General features: G+C 61.6%; 25 protein-coding genes. 15 read left to right on the top strand and 10 right to left on the bottom strand.

The annotated features are described in order from the left end of the window. Positions 1-83: 83 nt before the first annotated feature. Positions 84-968 (top strand): sugar nucleotide-binding protein, encoded by an 885-nt coding sequence (locus F2P67_RS02450; protein WP_166216910.1) that lies wholly within the window; start codon positions 84-86, stop codon positions 966-968. After that, positions 961-1,890: an NAD-dependent epimerase/dehydratase family protein gene (locus F2P67_RS02445; protein WP_166216907.1), complete on the top strand. Its 930-nt coding sequence runs from the start codon at positions 961-963 to the stop codon at positions 1,888-1,890. The genes F2P67_RS02450 and F2P67_RS02445 overlap by 8 nt, the downstream gene beginning before the upstream one ends. A 181-nt stretch (positions 1,891-2,071) precedes the next feature. Here the strand turns inward: F2P67_RS02445 and F2P67_RS02440 are convergent, their stop codons facing one another. From F2P67_RS02440 to F2P67_RS02420, 5 genes are all read right to left on the bottom strand, one after another. Continuing rightward, positions 2,072-2,770 carry an OmpW/AlkL family protein gene (locus F2P67_RS02440; RefSeq protein WP_166216904.1) on the bottom strand — a complete coding sequence of 233 codons (699 nt, stop codon included), beginning with the start codon at positions 2,768-2,770 and terminating at the stop codon, positions 2,072-2,074. A gap of 224 nt (positions 2,771-2,994) precedes the next feature. Continuing rightward, positions 2,995-3,513 carry a DUF3299 domain-containing protein gene (locus F2P67_RS02435; RefSeq protein ID WP_166216901.1) on the bottom strand — a complete coding sequence of 173 codons (519 nt, stop codon included), beginning with the start codon at positions 3,511-3,513 and terminating at the stop codon, positions 2,995-2,997. Between the two features lie 11 nt (positions 3,514-3,524). After that, complete coding sequence (locus F2P67_RS02430; RefSeq protein ID WP_166216898.1) at positions 3,525-4,790, bottom strand: ABC transporter permease; 1,266 nt, start codon at positions 4,788-4,790, stop codon at positions 3,525-3,527. A gap of 1 nt (position 4,791) precedes the next feature. Then, positions 4,792-5,502 carry an ABC transporter ATP-binding protein gene (locus F2P67_RS02425; RefSeq protein WP_166216895.1) on the bottom strand — a complete coding sequence of 237 codons (711 nt, stop codon included), beginning with the start codon at positions 5,500-5,502 and terminating at the stop codon, positions 4,792-4,794. Positions 5,503-5,640: 138 nt separating this feature from the next. Next, positions 5,641-6,234, bottom strand: a complete 594-nt coding sequence (locus F2P67_RS02420) for a DUF2796 domain-containing protein (protein WP_166216892.1) — start codon at positions 6,232-6,234, stop codon at positions 5,641-5,643. A gap of 135 nt (positions 6,235-6,369) precedes the next feature. Here F2P67_RS02420 and F2P67_RS02415 point away from each other — a divergent pair, with 135 nt between their 5' ends. Beyond that, positions 6,370-6,726, top strand: a complete 357-nt coding sequence (locus F2P67_RS02415; protein WP_166216889.1) for a hypothetical protein — start codon at positions 6,370-6,372, stop codon at positions 6,724-6,726. Between the two features lie 40 nt (positions 6,727-6,766). On the opposite strand, the gene trxA is transcribed toward F2P67_RS02415, so the two are convergent. The 3 genes from trxA to F2P67_RS02400 are packed head-to-tail and all read right to left on the bottom strand — an operon-like array spanning position 6,767 to position 8,796. Beyond that, entirely contained in the window at positions 6,767-7,639 is an 873-nt protein-coding gene (trxA, locus tag F2P67_RS02410) for a thioredoxin (RefSeq protein WP_166216886.1), read from the bottom strand. Positions 7,640-7,678: 39 nt separating this feature from the next. Further along, entirely contained in the window at positions 7,679-8,335 is a 657-nt protein-coding gene (locus tag F2P67_RS02405) for a class I SAM-dependent methyltransferase (protein WP_166216883.1), read from the bottom strand. Then, a complete protein-coding gene (locus F2P67_RS02400; RefSeq protein ID WP_166216880.1) occupies positions 8,332-8,796 on the bottom strand; it encodes a YbaY family lipoprotein in 465 nt (154 codons plus the stop codon). Before F2P67_RS02400 ends, F2P67_RS02405 begins: the two co-directional genes overlap by 4 nt. Positions 8,797-8,924: 128 nt before the next feature. Here F2P67_RS02400 and nrdR point away from each other — a divergent pair, with 128 nt between their 5' ends. From nrdR to F2P67_RS02340, 12 genes are all read left to right on the top strand, one after another. Further along, the gene (gene nrdR / locus F2P67_RS02395; protein WP_003228656.1) at positions 8,925-9,389 is read left to right on the top strand and encodes a transcriptional regulator NrdR; all 465 of its coding nucleotides are present in this window, start codon (positions 8,925-8,927) and stop codon (positions 9,387-9,389) included. Further along, complete coding sequence (gene ribD, locus F2P67_RS02390; RefSeq protein WP_166216877.1) at positions 9,386-10,519, top strand: bifunctional diaminohydroxyphosphoribosylaminopyrimidine deaminase/5-amino-6-(5-phosphoribosylamino)uracil reductase RibD; 1,134 nt, start codon at positions 9,386-9,388, stop codon at positions 10,517-10,519. The genes nrdR and ribD overlap by 4 nt, the downstream gene beginning before the upstream one ends. Positions 10,520-10,566: 47 nt before the next feature. Further along, complete coding sequence (locus tag F2P67_RS02385) at positions 10,567-11,229, top strand: riboflavin synthase (RefSeq protein WP_085712322.1); 663 nt, start codon at positions 10,567-10,569, stop codon at positions 11,227-11,229. Positions 11,230-11,245: 16 nt separating this feature from the next. Further along, positions 11,246-12,337: a bifunctional 3,4-dihydroxy-2-butanone-4-phosphate synthase/GTP cyclohydrolase II gene (ribBA, locus tag F2P67_RS02380; protein ID WP_065259547.1), complete on the top strand. Its 1,092-nt coding sequence runs from the start codon at positions 11,246-11,248 to the stop codon at positions 12,335-12,337. Positions 12,338-12,428: 91 nt separating this feature from the next. Beyond that, positions 12,429-12,905: a 6,7-dimethyl-8-ribityllumazine synthase gene (ribH, locus tag F2P67_RS02375; RefSeq protein ID WP_003228649.1), complete on the top strand. Its 477-nt coding sequence runs from the start codon at positions 12,429-12,431 to the stop codon at positions 12,903-12,905. Then, positions 12,902-13,402 (top strand): transcription antitermination factor NusB, encoded by a 501-nt coding sequence (gene nusB, locus F2P67_RS02370; RefSeq protein WP_007955566.1) that lies wholly within the window; start codon positions 12,902-12,904, stop codon positions 13,400-13,402. The genes ribH and nusB overlap by 4 nt, the downstream gene beginning before the upstream one ends. 17 nt (positions 13,403-13,419) lie before the next feature. Continuing rightward, entirely contained in the window at positions 13,420-14,385 is a 966-nt protein-coding gene (gene thiL, locus F2P67_RS02365) for a thiamine-phosphate kinase (RefSeq protein WP_166216874.1), read from the top strand. Continuing rightward, entirely contained in the window at positions 14,382-14,885 is a 504-nt protein-coding gene (locus F2P67_RS02360; RefSeq protein ID WP_166216872.1) for a phosphatidylglycerophosphatase A, read from the top strand. The genes thiL and F2P67_RS02360 overlap by 4 nt, the downstream gene beginning before the upstream one ends. Positions 14,886-14,921: 36 nt before the next feature. Next, positions 14,922-15,659 carry a substrate-binding periplasmic protein gene (locus F2P67_RS02355; protein WP_166216869.1) on the top strand — a complete coding sequence of 246 codons (738 nt, stop codon included), beginning with the start codon at positions 14,922-14,924 and terminating at the stop codon, positions 15,657-15,659. 164 nt (positions 15,660-15,823) lie between these two features. Continuing rightward, positions 15,824-16,441 carry a GTP cyclohydrolase II gene (gene ribA / locus F2P67_RS02350; RefSeq protein WP_016984117.1) on the top strand — a complete coding sequence of 206 codons (618 nt, stop codon included), beginning with the start codon at positions 15,824-15,826 and terminating at the stop codon, positions 16,439-16,441. Then, positions 16,438-16,857 (top strand): MFS transporter, encoded by a 420-nt coding sequence (locus tag F2P67_RS02345; protein WP_166216866.1) that lies wholly within the window; start codon positions 16,438-16,440, stop codon positions 16,855-16,857. Before ribA ends, F2P67_RS02345 begins: the two co-directional genes overlap by 4 nt. After that, complete coding sequence (locus tag F2P67_RS02340; protein WP_166216863.1) at positions 16,857-17,657, top strand: cobalamin-binding protein; 801 nt, start codon at positions 16,857-16,859, stop codon at positions 17,655-17,657. Before F2P67_RS02345 ends, F2P67_RS02340 begins: the two co-directional genes overlap by 1 nt. A 146-nt stretch (positions 17,658-17,803) precedes the next feature. On the opposite strand, the gene F2P67_RS02335 is transcribed toward F2P67_RS02340, so the two are convergent. Together F2P67_RS02335 and dxs are read right to left on the bottom strand one after the other, a co-directional pair. Then, complete coding sequence (locus F2P67_RS02335; RefSeq protein WP_166216860.1) at positions 17,804-19,687, bottom strand: TonB-dependent receptor domain-containing protein; 1,884 nt, start codon at positions 19,685-19,687, stop codon at positions 17,804-17,806. 152 nt (positions 19,688-19,839) lie between these two features. Then, on the bottom strand, positions 19,840-21,738 hold the full coding sequence (gene dxs, locus F2P67_RS02330; RefSeq protein ID WP_166216857.1) for a 1-deoxy-D-xylulose-5-phosphate synthase: 1,899 nt from the start codon (positions 21,736-21,738) through the stop codon (positions 19,840-19,842). Positions 21,739-21,743 lie beyond the last annotated feature (5 nt).

Genomic DNA, 21,743 nt, shown 5'->3' with positions numbered 1-21,743 from the left:
ACGATTCCGGCAATTATCGACGACGGTTCCACAAGATCTGTCGTTAAAGCCATCGTTCCAATCAGACTGGGCCTGCTGACTTTATGCGAATGCGCCTTATGTTACTGGGCGGCGGAAATGCCCTTGGGCAGGCGCTGATTCGCCTCGGTGCGGAGGAAGACATCGGTTTCCTCGCCCCCCGCCCGCCCGAAAACGGCTGGGATGCCGCGAGCCTGACCCAATTGCTCGACGACACCCGTCCCGATGCATTGATCAACCTCGCCTACTATTTCGACTGGTTCCAGGCCGAGGCCGTCAGCGAAAGCCGCATGGCCGGGCAGGAACGCGCCATCGAGCGTCTGGCCGAACTGTGCCAGCACCACAACATCGTCCTCGTGCAACCGTCCAGTTATCGGGTGTTCGACGGCTCGCGTGCCACCGCGTACAGCGAAAAAGACGAACCGGTGCCGCTGGGCCTGCGCGGTCAGGCGTTGTGGCGGATCGAACAAAGCGTTCGCGCCACGTGCCCGCAGCATGTCTTGCTGCGTTTCGGCTGGCTGCTCGACGACAGCCCGGAAGGCACCCTCGGGCGTTTTCTCGCCCGTGCCGAAAACCCCGAAGAATTGCTTTTGGCCGATGACCGCCGGGGCAACCCGACGCCCGTCGACGACGCCGCTCGGGTGATCATTTCGGTGCTCAAGCAACTCGATTGCGCGGCGCCGCTCTGGGGCACTTATCACTACGCCGGTCACGAGGCGACCACGTCACTGGCATTGGGGCAGGCGATTCTCACTGAAGCACGTGGCCTGCACGCGCTCGCCATCGAGGCGCCGACCGCGCAGGCCCACGCTGCGCGCCCGGACGCTGCCGAAGAGCCGCAACACGCCGTGCTCGCCTGCAAGAAGATTCTGCACACTTTCGGGATCAAGCCGCGCGCCTGGCGTGCCGCACTCCCGGGCTTACTGGATAGGTTCTACCGTCATGGCTGAAGGGACTGTTTTAATCACCGGCGGAGCCGGTTTCATCGGCTCGCACCTGACCGACGCCTTGCTCGCCAAGGGTTATTCGGTACGGGTTCTCGACGATCTGTCGACCGGCAAGCGCAGCAATCTGCCGCTGGACAACCCTCGGGTTGAACTGATCGTCGGCGATGTCGCCGATGCGGCACTGGTCACCCGGGCGATGCAAGGTTGCAGCGCGGTCGCGCATCTGGCCGCCGTGGCCTCGGTGCAGGCGTCCGTGGATGATCCGGTGAAGACCCACCAGAGCAATTTCATCGGCACGCTGAATGTCTGCGAAGCGATGCGTCTGGCCGGCGTCAAACGTGTGCTGTACGCCTCAAGCGCTGCGGTGTACGGCAACAATGGCGAGGGCCAGTCGATTGATGAGGACACGCCCAAGGCACCGCTGACGCCTTACGCTTCGGACAAACTGGCGGGCGAGCACTATTTCGATTTCTACCGCCGCCAGCATGCGCTGGAGCCGGTGATCTTCCGCTTCTTCAATATCTTCGGCCCACGTCAGGATCCGTCCTCGCCGTACTCGGGCGTGATCAGCATCTTCAGCGAGCGAGCGCAGAAAGGCCTGCCAATCACTGTGTTCGGTGATGGTGAGCAGACGCGTGATTTCCTTTACGTCGAAGATCTGGTCGACCTGTTGGTGCAGGCCATTGCCAAGCCGGAAGTTGAAGTCGGTGCGGTCAACGTCGGCTGGAATCAGGCGATGAGCCTTAAGCAGATGCTCGACGAATTACAGAAAGTGGTCGGTGAATTGCCAGCGGTCAGCTACGGCCCGGCGCGCTCCGGCGACATCCGCCATTCGCGGGCGAACAACCGCCGGTTGCTGGAGCGATTCAAGCTGCCGGCGCAGACGCCGATGAGCGTGGGGCTGGCACGCTTGCTCGGTCGGTAAGCTTTTCGCGGACATGAAAAAGGCGCCCTTTGACAGGCGCCTTTTTCACGGCCGGAATTTATCGCGATTCCTGTGGCGAAGGGATTTATCCCCGATCAACTGTTCAGCAGTTGCCTCAGTTTCAAGTCTGCCCACCACCAAGCCTCATCCACCACCACGTGAACGTTCGGTAAACGTCAGCTTAGAACTTGTAGCCCAGACCCACCATGTACACAAACGGATCGACGTCCACGTTCACCTTGGCGCGAGTGCCCGGTGCCACGGCGTTGTTCTCCACGGTCGCACGGGTATCGATGTCGATGTAGCGCACTTGGGCGTTGAGCATGATGTTGTCGGTCAGCATGTAATCGGCTCCGACCTGCCAGGCCAGACCCCAGGAATTTTTCGCCTTGAAGTTGCTGAAGCCGTTGGCGCTGGCTTCGCTGCCGACGTGCTCGTCGTAGATCCAGGTGTAGTTGATGCCGCCGCCAACATAGGGTTGGAACGCCGACTTGGAATCCAGCGGGTAGTAAACGACGCTGAGGGTCGGAGGCAGGTGTTTCAGGGTGCCGAGTTTGCCGTTGGCCGCAGGCAGGGCAGTGCCCTTGAGCTTTACGTCATGCTCGAACGGCGTGGCCGCGAGCAGCTCGATGCCTATGTTGTTGGTGAGCATGTAAGCGAAGTTGAGACCCAGTTGGGTGTCGCTGCTCATGGTCGCCTTGCCGCCCAGATTGGTGCCGCTCAACGGTCCCTGATCGACCTTGACATCGGAGCTGTTGGCCTTCGGGTTGACGGTGATCGCACCGGCACGGATCAGGATGTCGCCAGCCTCGTGGGCGTGGGCGAGCGGGGCTGCGAGCGCGAGGGCAAACAGCGAAGCGCTGAGCAAGGACTTGTTCATGGGGGCTCCAGAAGGACGTTAAAAATTTCTGATGTCCTATGGTACGAAGCCAACTGATACGGTCTTTTGACTCAGCTCAATGAAACAGTGAAGGGGTAGTTTTTTGTGGAACCTTTGAAGGCTCTATCGCGAGCAGGCTCACTCCTACAGGGGAATGCATTCCAAATGTAGGAGTGAGCCTGCTCGCGATAGCAATTGAACAAACAATCCAAAGTTACCGGTATTCACTCCGGCAGTTCATACACATAAATCTTGTCGGCATCCATCTGATACCCGGCATCTGCCAGTTCGCTGCTGGACGCTTTGACTTGCAGCGGCCCTTCGACCCAGTACGGCTGATACAGCTCATCAAGCTTCACGCCGAGTTCGCTTTTCACATGCACGATCTGGTTCGACGGCGGTGGCGGCACGTGGATGCAGGCGCCGAAGTAGGGCACCAGCAAGAAGTCCGTGGTGCGCCCTTCTTCGTTGACCTCCAGCGGCACGATGTAGCCCGGCAAACGAATGTTCTGCCCGTCGAGCGCTTGCACCACGGGTGCGTTCGGCATGTCCTGTTTGGCCGCTGGCGCGGATTCGGCGGACAACGCGTCGCTCATCTTCGACATGTCGTGCAGAGGCGTCATGTTCGGCACTTCGGGTGCGGCGTCCGGCGGGATCATTTCCGACCAGGTCAGGTCTTTCGGTGCTGCTGCCCACACGGGCAGGGCGATCAGCAACAACAGCGCAAGCAAGGCGCGGGGCATGGTGAACATCCTCATAAACGGATCGACAGGCCATCGGCCAACGATTGGCGATACGCGCGCCAGGCCGGCACGCTGCCCATCAGCAGCGCGGCCGCCAGAATGCCACCGAGCAGCGTCCATTCATACTCGCTCGGCCACGCCAGCGGCAGGAACAAACCGTAATTGGCCTGCACGTAACCCTGCGCGGCAGCGATGCCGATGTACAACAACGCCAGCCCGGCGATCACCCCGGTCAGCGCCAGAGCGAACGCTTCCAGCACCAAAAGACTTGCGATGTGCCACGGCCGCGCACCGACCGAACGCAGAATCGCCATTTCGCGCCGACGCTCGTTGAGGCTGGTGAGAATCGCCGTGAGCATGCCGATCAACCCGGTCAGCACCACAAACAGTGAAACCACGAACAGCGCCTTTTCAGCGGTGCTCATCAGGCTCCACAACTCTTGCAGAGCCACGCCCGGCAGAATTGCCAGCATCGGTTCACCACGGAATTCGTTGATTTCCCGCTGCAGGGCGAAGGTGGAAATCTTGCTGTTGAGGCCGAGCATGAACGCGGTGATCGCTTGCGGCGTCAGGTCCATGTTGCGCGCCTGATCGGCGCTGATCCGCCCGTTGCCACGCGCCGGCACGCCGTTGTGCCAATCGATGTGAATGGCCTCCATGCCGCCGAGGCTGATGTGCAACGTGCGGTCAACCGGGGTGCCGGTGCGCCTGAGAATCCCGACCACAGTGAACGGTTTGTCGTCGTGCTTGACCAGGCTGATTGCCGCCACGCCGTGGGCCAGTACCAGTTTGTCGCCGAGTTTGTAATGCAGCGCGTCGGCGACTTCGGCACCGAGCACCACTTCAAACGGATCGGTGGCGAAGGCGCGGCCATCGGCCAGTTGCAGATGCTGCTGGCGACCGTACTGGTAATGCTCGAAATAGGCTTCGGTGGTGCCCATCACCCGGTAGCCGCGATGGGAGTCACCCAGAGACATCGGGATCGCCCACTTCACTTTCGGGTTGTTGGCGAAATGTTCGAAGCTGTCCCAGCGGATGTTGTTGGTGGCGTTGCCGATGCGGAACACCGAGTACAGCAACAGGTTCACCGAGCCGGAACGGGCGCCGACGATCAGATCGGTACCGCTGATGGTGCTGGCGAAACTGGCTTTGGCCTCGGTGCGCACCCGCTCCACCGCGAGCAGCAGGCAGACCGACAGGGCGATAGCGAATGCGGTGAGCAATGCGGTGAAACGGCGGTTGGCCAGGCTGGCCATGGCCAGACGAAACAGATACATCTCAGACCTCGGCAGACGTGGCGGCGCGATTGAGCTCGGCCAGGGACAGGTGACGGTCGAACAGTGGCGCCAGGCTTTGATCGTGGCTGACGAACAGCAGACTCGAGCCGGCCTCGCGGCATTCGGCGAACAGCAGGCGAATGAAGTTTTCCCGGGCGTCGTAATCCAGCGCGGACGTCGGCTCGTCGGCGATCACCAGTTCCGGTTGGCCGATCAACGCACGCGCGGCGGCGACCCGTTGTTGCTGGCCGATGGACAATGAATCGGCGCGGCGCGCGAGGATGTTTTCGTCCTTCAGACCGAGGTGGGCGAGCAGGGTGGCCGCGGCTTGATCGACGCTGCCATGGCGCTGTTTCGCCCGCTCGGCGCGCAGTCTGGAGAAGTGACACGGCAGCTCGACGTTCTCGCGTACCGAGAGAAACGGCAGCAGGTTGAACTGCTGAAAAATGTAGCCCGTGTGATCGACGCGGAACGTATCGCGTGCGCCAGCAGAGAGCTCGGTCAGTTCCTGGCCGAGCAGGCGAATGCTGCCACGATCCGGCTTCTGTACACCGCCGAGCAGGCCGAGCAGAGTGGTCTTGCCGCTGCCGCTGGGGCCTTTGAGGAACAAGGTTTCGCCCGGTTCCAGACGAAACGCCGGGATGTCCAGCAATGGCGGGTGACCGGGCCAGCTGAAGCCCAGGTCGGACAGTTCGATGAGTGCTTGGGTCATTTGAAACCGGTCATGGAGTTGAGTGGCCCTTTTGTAGGAGTGAGCCTGCTCGCGATAGCGGTGTATCAGTCAGCACTTAGTCAACTGACAGTCTGCTATCGCAAGCAGGCTCACTTCTACAAGGGATCTTCACAGATTTCAGAATTTCAACGACGCAGCCTTTGCAGTCACTTCGGTGCCTTGCTGGCCGCTCGCGCTGATCAGTTGTACCTGAATTTTCTGGGTGGCCGGGAACGTATTGAAGATGTTCGCCAGATCCAGCGTCTTCAGCGCACCCGGGGTTGCGCAGGTGAACTGGTAATGCGCGTGGATTTCACTGTGGTCGTGGTGATGCTCGTGACCGTCCTTGTCCGCTTCATCATCGTCGTGATCGTCGGCATCCGGCTTGTCACCGAACAACGGACTCTCCAGTTCCTGGCTGACCACTTTGCAACCGGCGGCGGCAGACAGGCTGAACAGGGCCAATGGTTTCTCAAGCTGCGCGCGGGCAGCGGCGACCTTGGCCTTGTCGGCATCGGTAGTGGCCACGTGTTCGAACCCTACGAGGTTCATCGCCGGGCTTTCCAGCTCCAGCTCCAAGGTCTGGCCGTCGAGTGCGGCGTTCAGACGACCGACGCCATGTTCATGCGCGCCGAGGCTACCGTGTTCATGGTCGTGGTCATGCTCATCGGCAGCGTGGGCGATGGCCAGCGGCAACAGGGCAAACGGCAAAGCGAGCAGCAGACGACGCATGGCGGTCTCCGGGAAGTAAAGTGAAGAGTTTGTTATGTAATCTTATAACGAAAGTGCGCAGAGTTTGCCCGTGACCTTGGCGTAGCACAAGCCCCGTGGGAGCATGCAGGTCAGAAATGTGCGGGAGTGAACTCAATGTTGCGGATACGCGGAACCGTCGGTGACGTACCGGTGGATTTGACAGTGGAACTGGATGACAGCGATTGGGCGAAGCTGGGCTCGGCCCTTGGCGCACAGCCGCAGATCGCTCAAGCGGCAACCGCTTCGGCGCCAGCAGCGAAACCGCTGAATCAGGACGATGCGTTGTGGCAGGTCGCCAGGGATTTGCTGCGCAAAGCTGGCCAGCTCAGCGGGCCGGATCTGCTCGAACAACTGGAAGGGCTGACTGGTAGCGCCGTTTCAGGCAAGCGTCTGCTGGTTCGACTGCGCCATAGTTCGGACGTGAAAGTGGTGAGCGGCGGGGATACGCCGCTCTACAGCTGGATCGAATAGAACGCAGAAGCAAAAGATCGCAGGCTGCGATCTTTTGATCTTAATAAAGCGCAGCAAACATCTTGCGACGGTAAACACCCACCAACGGATGATCGTTACCGAGCAACTCGAACACCTGCAGCAAGGTCTTGTGCGGCAACCCCTCGCCATAGCTGCGGTTGCGGATGAAAAGCTTGAGCATTGCCTCCAGCGCGGCTTCGTACTGCTGACGGGCCAGTTGCTGAATCGCCAGTTGATACACCGCTTCATCGTCCTGCGGATCTTTTGCCAGACGTGCTTTCAGGTCGGCAGCGTCCGGCAGGTCGCGAGCCAGTCCGAGGAACTTGATCTGCGCCTTGGCCCCGGCCAGTGCGGCTTTGTGCTCATCGCTCTTGACCGCGTCGAGCACAGTCTGCGCTTCGTCCAGTTCACCGCGTTCGGTCAGGCAACGGGCGTAAAGGATCAGTGCCTTGGCGTTGGTGTTGTCTTCGTTGAGCATCACTACCAGCGCGGCTTCGGCATCGGCGTAACGACCTTCGTCGAACAACGCCTGAGCCTGTTCGAATGGATCGGCGGCGGCCGGCGGTGGCATCTGTACATGTGGCTCAAGCAAGGCACGCACGGCGGATTCCGGTTGCGCACCGGCAAACCCGTCGACCGGTTGACCGTCCTTGAATAGCACCACGGTCGGCAGGCTGCGAATGCCGAAGCGAGCGACGATGTCCTGCTCGATGTCGCAGTCGACCTTGGCCAGCAGCAACTCGCCCTGATAGCTCTCGGCGATGCCTTGCAGCATCGGCATCAGCGCTTTGCACGGCGCACACCATTCGGCCCAGAAATCCACCAGCACCGGTTTTTGAAAGGAGGCCTCGATCACCGACTGGTCGAAATCGGCCGTCGTCGCGTCGAAGATGTACGGCGTTTGCTCACTCATGGGGAATCTCTTAGAAGCGTGAATGGGGCAACTATACGGTCAGGCGCGGGCCGCGTGGTAGAGGCTGACGTGGCGAAACTCTTGAGGCTCGGCCAGATCCGGCAAGGTCATCGCCTCGAGCATTTCGATGCGCTCGTACAACGGATGGCGAAAATCCCGAACGCGCGAGTCCGCCACCAGCGCTTCCCGGCCACGACTGAGAAATGCGTCGAGCAACGGTAAATTCGCCCGGTCGTACAACACGTCCGCCACCAGGATCAGATCGAAGCGATCGGCCTCGGCGAAGAAATCCGTCGAATAACTCATCTCTACATTATTCAACGCAGCATTCGCCCGGCACGCGGAAATGGCCAGCGGATCCAGATCGCAGGCCACGACTTCCAGCGCGCCGGCCTTGACCGCGGCGATCCCGGCAATCCCGGAGCCGGCGCCAAAATCCAGCACACGCTTGCCGCGCACCCATTCGGGAAATTCGGCCAGATAACGCGCCACCGCCAGCCCGCTGGCCCAGCAGAACGCCCAGTAGGGCGGCTCGTGCAGAATTCGCTGGATTTCTTCCTGGCTGAATTCGCGATCCATGTTGTCGCCATCAATCAGCCAAAGCTGCAAATCGGTGTCCGGCAACGCCCAGACTTTGAGTCTGGCGTCGCCGAGCAATTCACCTAACGCCTGTTGCAGGTCGAGCGGTGCATTCATGGTGCTTTGACAAATTGCAGTTGGCCCAGCGCCTGTGTGGTCGGCTGGGCGATGGTCTGCGACGGCAGGTGCAGGATCAACTGGCCGGACTGGCTGGCGCGGCCGCGCAGTTCAACGCGCGCGCCGGCCGGGAAGGCGTCCGGGTTGAAGCGCAGGCGAAACGGCAGGATCTGGTTGTTGCCGATCAGGCTGGAACTGGCGAGCAATTGTTGCGGGCGATCCTTTTCATCGATGACCAGCAACGCCAGTTCGACTTCGGCACCGGCCGGCACGCCTTGCAGGGTGCCACTCAGTTCACGCTGATAGGCCGGCAGCGGGCCGAGTTCGGCAGCCTCTTTGGCTTTTTTCTGCGCCTGCTGCGGCGCCGGGCCCGGCGTCGGTGGCTGGGACTTGGGTGCATCGCTGCCACAGGCCACCAGCAGGCTGAAAAGACTGAGCAAAACGAGCGGACGTAACGGCATTGGCAGCTCCGGCAAAATGAAATCCATGGATCAAACGATCATGCCGTTCTGTATACCGCAAACCCTATGGCTTGTCTTGCCACCGGGATGCGCTACCATGGCCCTCCCTTTTTTTGTTGCCAGCCACCATGCACTGTCCCTTCTGCGGTGCCAACGACACCAAGGTCATCGACTCGCGTCTGGTCGCCGAGGGCGAACAGGTGCGCCGCCGGCGTGAATGCCTGGCCTGCGGCGAGCGTTTCACGACGTTCGAGACGGCCGAACTGGTGTTGCCGCGCCTGATCAAAACCGACGGCAGCCGCCAACCGTTCGACGAAGAAAAACTCCGCGCCGGCATGCAACGCGCCCTGGAGAAACGTCCGGTGAGCGTCGAGCGTCTCGAATCCTCTCTGGTTCACATCAAGCACAAGCTGCGCGCCACTGGCGAACGCGAGGTCAAATCCCTCGTGGTCGGCGAACTGGTGATGGCCGAGCTGCAAAAGCTCGATGAAGTCGCCTACATCCGTTTCGCTTCCGTGTACCGCCGCTTTCAGGACCTCAACGAATTCCGCGAAGAGATTGATCGTCTCGCCCGCGAGCCGGTGAAAGAATGACCAGCGCCGCCGAGCAGGCCATCCTCGACGCGCACTTCATGGCGCGTGCACTGGAACTGGCGCGCAAAGGTCACTTCACCACGCATCCCAATCCTCGGGTGGGCTGCGTGATCGTGAAGGACGGGCAGATTGTCGGCGAAGGCTGGCATGAACGTGCCGGCGAACCCCACGCCGAAGTCCACGCCTTGCGCGCCGCCGCTGAATTGGCCCGGGGTGCCACCGCCTATGTGACGCTGGAACCTTGCAGCCACCACGGCCGCACGCCGCCCTGTGCCGATGCATTGGTCAATGCCGGGGTTGGGCGGGTGGTTGCGGCGATGCGTGATCCGAATCCGCAAGTCGCCGGACGTGGTTTGCAGCGCCTGGCCGATGCCGGCATCACCACCGAAAGCGGCGTGCTCGAAGCGGAAGCGCGCAAGCTCAATCAAGGTTTTCTGAAACGCATGGAACACGGCTTGCCGTTCGTGCGGGTCAAGCTGGCCATGAGTCTCGACGGCCGCACTGCCATGGAAAACGGTGAGAGCCAATGGATCACCGGCCCTGCCGCACGTTCGGCAGTCCAGCGTCTGCGCGCGCAAGCGGCCGTGGTGCTGACCGGCGCCGACACCGTTCTGGCCGATGGCGCCCGCTTGACCGTGCGCGCCGACGAGTTGGGTTTGGACGCCGACCAAACTGCGCTGGCCATGAGTCGCCCGCCATTGCGCGTGCTGATCGACGGGCGTCTGCGGGTGCCGCTGGATGCGCCGTTCTTCAAGGCCGGCCCGGCGCTCGTCGCCACCTGCGTGGCCATCGAAGAACAGTACGCCCACGGTCCGGAATGCCTGATCGTGCCGGGCGATGACGGTCAGGTCGATCTGCACCAGTTGCTGATCGAACTGGCCAACCGTGGCGTCAACGAAGTGCTGGTCGAGGCCGGCCCGCGTCTGGCCGGCGCGTTTGCCCAGCTCGGTCTGGTCGACGAGTTCGTGATCTTCATTGCCGGCAAGTTCCTCGGCTCCACGGCGCGCCCCTTACTGGACTGGCCGCTGGTCCATATGAAGGATGCCCCGGAGCTGAAAATCAGCGAAATTCGCGCCGTGGGCGATGACTGGCGAGTCACTGCCATCCCTGTCCCGCCGGCGAGCGTATAATTCCCGGCCATCGCGTTAGCGCTGGCTTCGTTCTCAAGGAGAACCCCATGTTTACCGGCATCATCGAATCCATCGGCAGTATCCGCGCACTGACCCCAAAAGGCGGTGATGTGCGGGTGCATGTCGAAACCGGCAAGCTCGACCTGAGCGACGTCAAACTCGGCGACAGCATCGCGGTCAACGGCGTGTGCCTGACCGCTGTGGAGCTGCCGGGCGACGGCTTTGCCGCCGACGTCAGTCGCGAAACCCTCGACTGCACCGCCATGAATGACCTGAAGAGCGGCAGCCCGGTCAACCTGGAAAAAGCCCTGACCCCGACCACCCGTCTCGGCGGGCATCTGGTCAGCGGTCATGTCGACGGTGTCGGCGAAGTGGTCTCGCGCAGCGACAATGCCCGCGCCGTGGAATTTCGCATCCGCGCGCCTAAAGAGCTGGCCAAGTACATCGCACACAAAGGCTCGATCACGGTTGATGGCACCAGCCTGACCGTGAACGCGGTCGATGGCGCCGAATTCCTGCTGACGATCATTCCGCACACCCTGAGCGAAACCATCATGGCGTCCTACAAGCCAGGTCGCCGGGTGAATCTGGAAGTCGACCTGCTGGCGCGTTATCTGGAGCGTCTGTTGTTGGGCGACAAGGCTGCAGAGCCAACGTCCGGTGGCATCACTGAAAGCTTTCTGGCCGCCAACGGCTACCTCAAATCCTGACTGAAGGGGGTGCCTTGTGGCGCTCAATAGCATCGAAGAACTGGTTGAAGACATCCGCCAAGGCAAGATGGTCATCCTCATGGATGACGAAGACCGCGAGAACGAAGGCGACCTGATCATGGCCGCCGAATGCTGCAAGGCCGAGCACATCAACTTCATGGCCAAGCACGCCCGTGGCCTGATCTGCATGCCGATGAGCCGCGAGCGCTGCGAAACCCTGAAGCTGCCGCTGATGGCGCCACGCAACGGTTCCGGTTTCGGCACCAAGTTCACCGTTTCGATCGAAGCCGCCGAAGGCGTGACCACCGGCATCTCCGCCGCTGACCGCGCGCGCACCGTGCAGGCCGCTGCCGCCAAAGACGCCAAGGCTGAAGACATCGTCAGCCCTGGCCACATCTTCCCGCTGATGGCTCAGGCTGGCGGCACCCTGGCTCGCGCCGGTCACACCGAAGCCGCTTGCGACCTGGCGCGCATGGCCGGTTTCGAGCCGAGCGGCGTGATCTGTGAAGTGATGAACGACGACGGCACCATGTCCCGTCGCGCCGAACTGGAAGCTTTCGCCGCTGAGCACAACATCAAGATCGGCACCATCGCCGACCTGATTCACTACCGGATGATCCATGAACGTACCGTTCAGCGGATTGCCGAGCAGCCACTGGACAGCGAACTGGGCCAATTCAACCTGGTGACCTATCGTGATTCCGTGGAAGGCGATGTGCACATGGCACTGACCCTGGGCACCGTTTGCGCTGAAGAGCCGACCCTGGTTCGCGTGCACAACATGGATCCGCTGCGTGACCTGCTGATGGTCAAACAACCAGGCCGCTGGAGCCTGCGCGCCGCCATGGCGGCGGTTGCCGAGGCCGGCAGCGGCGTGGTGCTGTTGCTCGGTCACCCGCTCGATGGCGACGTGCTGCTGGCGCACATCCGTGAAACCGGCGATCAGGCGGCGGTGAAAAAACCGACCACCTACAGCATCGTCGGTGCCGGTTCGCAGATCCTGCGTGACCTCGGCGTGCGTAAAATGCGCCTGATGTCCGCACCGATGAAATTTAATGCGATATCCGGTTTCGATCTGGAAGTTGTAGAATACGTGCCCTCCGAATAATGACCGGTTGTTTCCGGACCCGAATTCGCGGCAAATAAATCACTGAGGGACGCGAAACAGACGCGTCCCGGCTCTTTAAGAGATCTGACGAATGACCCTGAAGACCATCGAAGGTACCTTCATCGCCCCTAAAGGCCGCTACGCTTTGGTAGTGGGCCGTTTCAACAGCTTCGTGGTTGAAAGCCTGGTCAGCGGTGCAGTTGATGCCCTGGTTCGCCACGGCGTGAGCGAAAGCGACATCACCATCATCCGCGCACCTGGTGCCTTCGAAATCCCGCTGGTTGCGCAAAAAGTCGCCCAGAAAGGCGAGTTCGCAGCCATCATCGCCCTCGGCGCGGTCATTCGTGGCGGTACTCCGCACTTCGAATACGTGGCAGGCGAGTGCACCAAGGGTCTGGCCCAGGTGTCCATGGAGTTCGGCGTACCGGTCGCTTTCGGCGTCCTGACCGTTGATTCCATCGAGCAAGCCATCGAACGTTCCGGCACCAAGGCCGGTAACAAAGGTGCCGAAGCTGCCCTGTCCGCTCTGGAAATGGTCAGCCTGCTGGCGCAGTTGGAGGCCAAGTGATTAGCGACGAAAGCGATCGTTTCAACCCGCGCGATCCAAAACCTGCGGATGCCGGCAAGCCCTCGAAAAGCGCCAAGCGTCGCGAAGCCCGTCAGCTCGCGACTCAAGCGCTGTACCAGTGGCACATGGCCCGGCAATCGCTGAACGAGATCGAAGCGCAGTTCCGGGTCGATAACGATTTCACCGATGTCGACGGTGCTTACTTCCGCGAAATCCTTCACGGGGTTCCGCAGTTCAAGACCGAAATCGACAACGCCCTGACGCCTTGCCTGGACCTGGCGATCGAAGAGCTGGATCCGGTTGAACTGGCGGTTCTGCGCCTGTCCACCTGGGAACTGCTCAAGCGCGTCGACGTGCCGTACCGCGTTGTGATCAACGAAGGTATCGAGCTGGCCAAAGTGTTCGGTTCGACCGACGGCCACAAGTTCGTCAACGGTGTGCTCGACAAGCTGGCCCCGCGCCTGCGTGAAGCTGAAGTGAAGGCGTTCAAGCGCTGAAACGCGCTTGATACCTCATGGGCGAGTTTGAGCTGATCCGCAATTTCTTCGCCGCCGCGCCATGTGCGCAGGGCGGCGAGGGCGTTGCACTGGGGATCGGCGACGACTGCGCCTTGCTGGCGGTTCCCTCCGGGGAACAGCTGGCGATTTCCACCGATACGCTGGTGGCCGGCGTGCATTTCGCCGATCCCTGCGATCCGTTTCTGCTCGGTCAGCGCTCGCTGGCCGTTGCGGTCAGCGATCTGGCCGCCATGGGCGCCACGCCCGTTGCCTTTACCCTTGCCCTGACTGTACCGACGGTGACCGCCGATTGGCTGCAAGCCTATGCCCGCGGTTTGAACCGCATGGCGCAGAGTTGCGGCGTCGCGCTGGTCGGCGGCGACACCACGCGTGGGCCGTTAAGCCTGACCGTCACCGTGTTCGGTCGAGTACCCGCCGGACAAGCCTTGACCCGTAGCGGCGCACAACCGGGTGACTTGCTGTGCGTCGGCGGCGAGCTGGGCAACGCGGCCGGTGCGTTGCCGCTGGTGCTGGGGCAGCGTGACGCCGAGCCGCACATCGCTCAGCCGCTGCTCGATCACTATTGGTCGCCGCAACCGCAACTGGCGTTCGGTCAGGCTCTGCGCGGCAAGGCTACGGCAGCGCTGGATATCTCCGATGGCCTGCTCGCCGACTGTGGCCACATCGCTCTGGCGTCGAAAGTGCGGCTTGAGATTGAACGCGAGCGGGTACCGTTGTCGGATGCCTTGGTAGCGTTCCTCGGCCAGCGCGGTGCCGAACGGGCAGCGTTGAGCGGTGGCGATGATTACGTGCTGACGTTCACCTTGCCATCCGTCGAGTTGCCGGCATTGCTGGCCGGTGGTTGGCCGATCCACGTGATCGGCCGTGTGACCGAGGGGCAGGGCGTGGCACTGCTGGATCGCGAAGGGCAGGACATCACCCCGCAAATCCGGGGTTATCAACATTTTCAGGAGTCACCGTGACAGATCACCCGAAACAGGTTCCGGCCGAATTCGTTCCGCCGTCGGTCTGGCGCAATCCCTGGCATTTCCTCGCGTTCGGCTTTGGTTCCGGCACGCTGCCGAAAGCGCCGGGCACGTGGGGTTCGTTAGTTGCGCTACCCTTTATCCCGTTGTGGCAGATGTTGCCCGACTGGGGTTACTGGCTGATGCTCGGGATCACCATGCTGTTCGGCTTCTGGCTGTGCGGCAAGGTAGCCGACGATCTGCGGGTACACGACCACGAAGGCATCGTCTGGGACGAAATGGTCGGGATGTGGATCACCCTGTGGCTGGTGCCGGAAGGCTGGTACTGGCTGCTCGCGGGTTTCCTGGTGTTCCGTTTCTTCGACATTCTCAAGCCCTGGCCGATCCGCTGGATCGACCGGCATGTGCATGGCGGCGTCGGCATCATGCTCGACGACGTGCTGGCCGGTGTCTTTGCCTGGCTGGCGATGCAAGGGCTGGTGTGGCTGTTCACCTGATCCCAGGGGGTATCAGGGTTACGTGAGGGACTAGGGATGGCTCGACGCTGGTTGGTGGTGGTGTTTTTTGCCCTGATGGGCACTGTGGCCAGCGCACAGAACGCTGCGCCGACGCCTGCGGTCATTCATCTGGCCAGTGAAGACTGGGAAGATTACACCGCCGCCGATGGCCACGGCCTCGGCTGGGACGTGTTGCGCAAGGTGTTCGAACCGGCCGGGGTGAAACTCGATATTCGCACCGAGCCCTACACCCGTTCCGTGGGCTTGGCGCAACGCGGCGAAGTCGACGCCTGTGTCGGCTCTTATCACGAAGAGGCCAGCGATCTGCTCTACCCGCGCTGGAACTTCGATACCGATCACATCTATGCGCTGGGTCTTGCGAGCAATCCGGAGCCGACCCCGGAAACCCTGGGCAACTATCGACTGGCGTGGGTACGCGGTTACGACTACCAGAATTACTTGCCCAACGTGAAAAGCTATAACGAAATCATCCGGCGCACCGGGATTTTGTCGATGCTGACCCAAAACCGTGCCGACTATTACATCGATGCGCTGACCGAAGTCGATTACGTGGCCGGTCGGGCCAAGGATCCGGCGCAGTTCCGCAAAACCCATATTGCCGAGCTGCCGCTATACCTGTGCTTCGCCAATACGCCAAAGGCCCGTACGTTGATGGCGTTGTATGACCAGCGCATGGATCAGTTGGTGAAGAGCGGCGAGCTGAAGCCGATCTTCGAGAAGTGGAAGCAGCCGTACCCATTCGAGCCGAACTGAACACAGGTCTTGCGTTCAACGCTGTCCCACAAGGATCCAGCCAGCTCGGGAGTTATCAAACTTTTTGATCGTTATGCCCGACAATTCAGCCTAAGCGCCTGCCCAAAGCTGCTGCTACAATGCCGGCCTGCGAATCTTCAGACTTTTAGATCAGGAGCACACCGGTGCCTGTCGTTTTTGTCGCCGCTTCCAAGCTGCCAACGCCTTTTGCGCAATTCACCATGCACGGTTTTCTCGATGAAGCCACCGGCCGCGAGCACGTTGTGCTGAGCCTGGGCGAGATTGCCGACGGTGCCCCGGTACTCGGCCGTTTGCACTCCGAATGCCTGACGGGCGATGCCCTGTTCAGCCAGCGCTGCGACTGCGGCTCGCAACTGGAAGGCGCGCTCAAAGCCATCGCTCGCGAAGGGCGCGGCGTGCTGCTGTACCTGCGTCAGGAAGGTCGTGGCATTGGTCTTCTGAACAAGATCCGCGCCTACGAATTGCAGGACGGCGGCGCCGACACCGTTGAAGCCAACGAGCGTCTGGGCTTTGCTGCCGACCAGCGTGACTACGCCATGTGCCTGCCGATGCTCGAGCATCTGGGCGTCAAGTCGCTGCGCCTGATGACCAACAACCCGCGCAAGGTCAAAGCGCTGACCGACATGGGCATCACCGTCGCCGAGCGTGTGCCGCTGCACACCGGGCACAACCCGCACAACAAACTCTACCTGGCGACCAAGGCCAGCAAGCTCGACCACATGATGGGCAACGAGCATCAGGGCGAGGTCGATCGCGCGTGACTCGCGGTCAGGTGCGGCGGCGTCTGGCGGTCGCCTGGTGGAAATACCTGGCGCTGGCGCTGGTGCCGTTGTTCGTGATCAACGCGCTGTTCGGTCAGGGTGAAGGCATCATGCCGGTGCTGGCGATGCCGTTTTTTATCGCCGGCGTGGCGTCGATGTTTGTCAGCCTGAAGTTTTTTGGCCGTTACAAACACGCACTGATCGCCACCCAGAAAGCCCTCGATACCCCTGAAGAACCTGCGACGTGGATCGCTCTCGCAGCGCGTCGCCGCAGTGCATTCCTTGCCGCTGCGTTGCCGGCGTGGATTGGCGCACTGGCGGTGTTCGTCGGTCTCGAAGCGGTGCCGCTGATGCTGTTGGCGTTGTCCACGGTGGTGCTGTTCTACCTCTACCGTATCCCGCGTCAGCTCGGTTGATGCGCGGTCTGTGGCTGGCGGTTCTACTGCTGGCCGTCAGTGCTCCGGCGCTGGCGAGTCTGCGCGTGGTCAGTCTCGCGCCTTCGCTGTCGGAAATCGTCGTTGAACTGGATTCCGCCGACCTGCTGGTCGGCGTGCTGGACGCTGGCGAGCGCCCGGCGGCCATTGCCGGGGTGCCTTCCGTGGGCCGCTACGGCCAACTCGACATGGAACAGCTACTCAGCCTCAAACCTGACCTGCTTTTGCTCTGGCCCGGCAGTGTAGGCCCGGCGCAGCGTGATCAGCTCAAGCGTTTGAACCTCCCCACATTCGTGGCCGAACCGCACACCCTCGAACAACTTTCCGCGCAGATTGAGGCCATTGCCACTCGACTCGGTCGGCCTGAACGGGGCGAAAAACTGGCGACGGATCTGCGCAAGCAACTGGCCGACCTGCGCCAGCGTTACCGTCGGGACACGCCGCTCAAGGTGTTCTATCAAGTCTGGGACAAGCCGCTCTACACGGTGGGCGGCGGACAGATCATCAGCGATGCGCTAGAGGTATGCGGCGCGCGCAATGTCTTCGCCGACCTGAGCCTGCCGGCACCGCAGGTGAGTATTGAAGCGGTGCTGCAGCGTGATCCCGAGGTGATTCTGGCGGGTGATCAGGCGCAGCTCGATGCGTGGAAGGCATGGCCGCAGGTGTCGGCAGTGAAGCAGGGGAAGCTGCTGCTGGTCACCGATAAAGGCCTCGAAAGACCCAGCGGGCAGATGATCGAGGCGACAGCCAAGCTCTGCAACCTGATACAGCCACACCAGTAGCCTGTGGTGAGGGGATTTATCCCCGACCGGCTGCGCAGCAGCTGTAAACCCGTGAACTCAATGTGGCTGACTCACTGAGGCGTCTGTTTTTGGGGCTGCTTCGCAACCCATCGGGGATAAAACCCCTCGCCACAGTTGATCGGATCTTAGAGTTCTGGAGTCCAGGTGACGCCAAACATCCACTCCCGACCTTCTTCGCGATAGCCGTACTGGCTGCCGTCAAAGCTGTACAGTGCGCGGCTGTAGCTTTTGTCCAGCACGTTATCCACTTTCAGTTCCAGCTTGATCTCGCGGTTCAGCGCCCAACTGCTGCGCAAGCCGAACAGTGCGTAACCGCCCAGTGCCTGCGTATTGTCCTTGTCGTCATAGCTGCTGCTGACTGCCTGCCAACTGGCGCCGAGGCCTAGCTGATCGAACTGGCGATCCAGATCCCAGCTCGCGGTGCGGCGTGCACGACGGGCCAGGGTATGGCCGGTGTCGCGGTCGCGGGGATCGATGATCGCTACGCCGAGATTGCTCTGCCAGCCGAACAATTGCTGTTTCAGTGCTGCTTCGAAACCGTTGATGCGTGCCGAAGCGACGTTTTCCGGCCGTGAGTTGCTGCCGAAGATAATCGCGTCTTCCAGGTCTGTACGGTAAATCGAGGCTTCGAGTCGGCTGCTATCGGTTAACTGGCTACGCCATTGCAGCTCGTAGCTTTTCGAGGTTTCCGGTTTCAGGTTCGGGTTGCTGAAATCCGGGTAATACAGGTCGTTGAAAGTCGGCGCGCGGAAGCCCTCGCTGTAGCTGAGCAACAGATCATTGTCCGGATTCAGCGGCAGGGTGAAGGTGCCACTCCAGGTATTCTGGCTGCCGAATTGCTGATTATCGTCGTGGCGCAGGCCCAGCTCGGTGGAGAAGCTGTCGGCCTGATAACGATGCTGGATGAAGGCGGCGCGGTTCCAGCGGCTGTCCTCGTCGAACGCGGTACTGCTGTTGACCCGGTCTTCGTACCAGTCGCCGCCCAGGATCAGGCTGTTGCGTGCGTCGAGGGTCAGGTCGTTCTGCCAGTTCACCGAGTCGCGGTAAGTGTTGAACACCGTGCGTTCGTCGCTGAGCTTGTCGAGGGTCTTTTCGCGGTTCTCTGTGTGGCCGAGTTCGACGCGGGTTTTCCAGGTTTCGTTGACCCGGGCATCGACGTAACTGCTGACGCTGCTGACATTGAAATCGCTGTACGGCTGTTGCTGCAGCGATTCGAAGGTATTCATGTCGAAGCGGCCGAACGGGTTGTCGAACTCGCTTTTGCCACGGTTATCCAGCAGGTTGGCACCGACTTCGATGTCGTCGGTCAGCGCATGGCTGAGGCTCAGGCTGACTGACTTGTTGCGGTAGGCGTCATCATCGCCGTCGCTGGGATACGACTCGTGGGTGCGATCGATCCCGGCCGTTTCATCGAGACTGGCACCGAGGTTGAAACGGGTTTTGTCATCGCCACCGGACAGGCCGAGGCTGCGTTCCCAGGTCTGGTTACTGCCAAATCCGACGTGCAGGCGCGGCTGCAAGCCTTGTTCGCTGCCACGGCGGGTGAAGATCTGAATCACCCCGCCAATCGCATCGCTGCCGTAAATCACCGAACGTGATCCGCGCAGCACTTCGACGCGCTCAATCTGTTCGATGTTCAGATGTTGCAGGTTGCTGTCGCCGGAAGTGGAACTGCCGATGCGCTGGCCGTCGACCAGCACCAGGCTCTGCGCCGACTGCGTACCGCGAATGTAAACCCCGGGCAGGCTGCCGCGCCCGCCGGTCTGCGCCACCTGCACGCCCGGTACGCGACGCAGCAAGTCCGGCACGTCGCTCGGTTGCAGGCGGTCGATGTCTTCGCGGGTGAACACCGTGTTGGCCGCGCTGCTGTCGTTGCGTGCTTCGACCTGGCGGTTGGCGCTGATCAGCGTGTCGGGCAATTTCAGGGCGGCGTCGCGTTCGAAGGTATCGGCCAGGACGCTGGTGGCTGGCAGCAGGAAGAAGGGCAGGGCGAGGCGCGAGAGTTTCATGGGTGGTCCATAGGTCTTTCAGGTGTACACAAATCAAATGTGGGAGCGGGCTTGCTCGCGAAGACGGTGTGTCAGTCGACTCAATATCGACTGATTCGACGCCTTCGCGGGCAAGCCCGCTCCCACATGGGGTTTTGCGTTTATCCAGCGAGTCAGCGGTTAAGCAGATCCAGACGTTCGCGAATCGACGCTTCGATTCCGGCCTCATCCAGCCCGCACTCGGCCAGCATTTGCGCAGGCTTTGCGTGCTCGACGTAAACGTCCGGCAAGCCCAGGTGCAGCATCGACTTGAGAATATTCTCGCGTGCGAGAAATTCGCTGACCGCGCCACCGGCGCCGCCCATGATCGCGTTCTCTTCGATCGTCACCAGCAGCTCGTGACTGCCGGCAATCTCGCGCACCAGCGCTTCATCCATAGGTTTGACGAAGCGCATGTCGACCACGGTCGCATCCAGCTTCTCGGCGACTTTCAGCGCTTCGGTCAGTTGCACGCCGAACACCAGCAGGGCCACTTTGCTGCCCTGGCGGCGAACGATGCCCTTGCCGATTTCGATAGGATCGAGGTCTTTCTCGATGGTTGCGTTCGGGCCGCTGCCGCGCGGGTAACGCACCGCCGCCGGGCCGTTGTACAGGTGACCGGTGGTGAGCATTTTGCGCAGTTCGTTTTCATCGCTCGGGGTCATGATGAGCATGCCCGGTATGCAACGCAGGTACGACAGATCGAAGCTGCCGGCGTGGGTCGGGCCGTCTTCGCCGACCAGACCGGCGCGGTCGATGGCGAACAGGACGTCGAGGTTCTGCACCGCCACATCGTGCACGAGCTGGTCGTAGCCACGCTGGAGGAATGTCGAGTAGATCGCCACCACCGGTTTCGCGCCTTCACAAGCCATACCGGCAGCAAACGTCACGGCGTGCTGTTCGGCAATTGCCACGTCGAAGTAGCGCAGCGGGAAGCGTTCGCTGAACGCCACCAGATCCGAGCCTTCCTTCATCGCCGGGGTAATCCCGACCAGACGTGGATCAGCCGCCGCCATGTCGCACAGCCACTCGCCGAACACTGCCGAATACTTCGGCCCGCCGGCCTTTTTCGGCGCAGCAGCGGGAGCATCCACAGGTTCGAGCTTGGTGATCGCGTGGTAACCGATCGGGTCGACTTCCGCCGGGGCGAAGCCTTTGCCTTTCTTGGTGACGATGTGCAGGAACTGCGGGCCTTTCAGGTCGCGCATGTTGCGCAACGTGGCGATCAGGGTCGGCAGGTCGTGGCCGTCGATCGGGCCGATGTAGTTCCAGCCCAGCTCTTCGAACAGGGTGCCGGGGACCAGCATGCCTTTGGCGTATTCTTCGGTGCGACGGGCGATTTCCCAGGCGCCGGGCAGGCGCGACAGGACTTTCTTGCTGCCTTCACGCATGCTCGCGTAAGTGCGGCTGGAGAGGATCTTCGCCAGATAATTCGACAGGCCGCCGACGTTGCGCGAGATCGACATGTCGTTGTCGTTGAGGATCACCAACATGTTGGCGTTCACTTCCGGCGCGTGGTTCAGCGCCTCGAAGGCCATGCCGGCAGTCAGTGCACCGTCGCCGATCACGGCAATCGCCTTGCGATCACTGTTTTGCAGGCGGGCGGCGATGGCCATGCCTAGCGCGGCGCTGATCGAGGTGCTGGAGTGGCCGACGCCAAAGGTGTCGTACTCGCTCTCGGCGCGGCGCGGGAAGGCTGCGATGCCGTCCTTTTGGCGCAGGGTTTCCATGCGCTCGCGACGACCGGTGAGGATCTTGTGCGGATAAGCCTGATGACCAACGTCCCACACCAGCCGGTCATCCGGGGTGTCGAAGACGTAATGCAACGCGATGGTCAGCTCGATGACGCCCAGGCCGGCACCGAAATGCCCACCGGTCTGGCCGACCGTGTAGAGCAATTCCAGGCGCAACTCATCAGCCAGGGTTTCCAGCTCGGCTTCGCCTAACCGGCGCAGGCCGTCCGGCGTGTTCGCGCGGTCGAGCAGGGGCGTGGTCGGGCGCTTGCGGGGAATCTCATGAAACGTCGTGGGCATCAGGC

Source organism: Pseudomonas atagonensis (assembly GCF_011369485.1).
GTDB lineage: Bacteria > Pseudomonadota > Gammaproteobacteria > Pseudomonadales > Pseudomonadaceae > Aquipseudomonas > Aquipseudomonas atagonensis.
The sequence above is the reverse complement of the archived record's forward strand: the minus strand, read 5'-3'. Positions and strand labels throughout refer to the sequence as shown.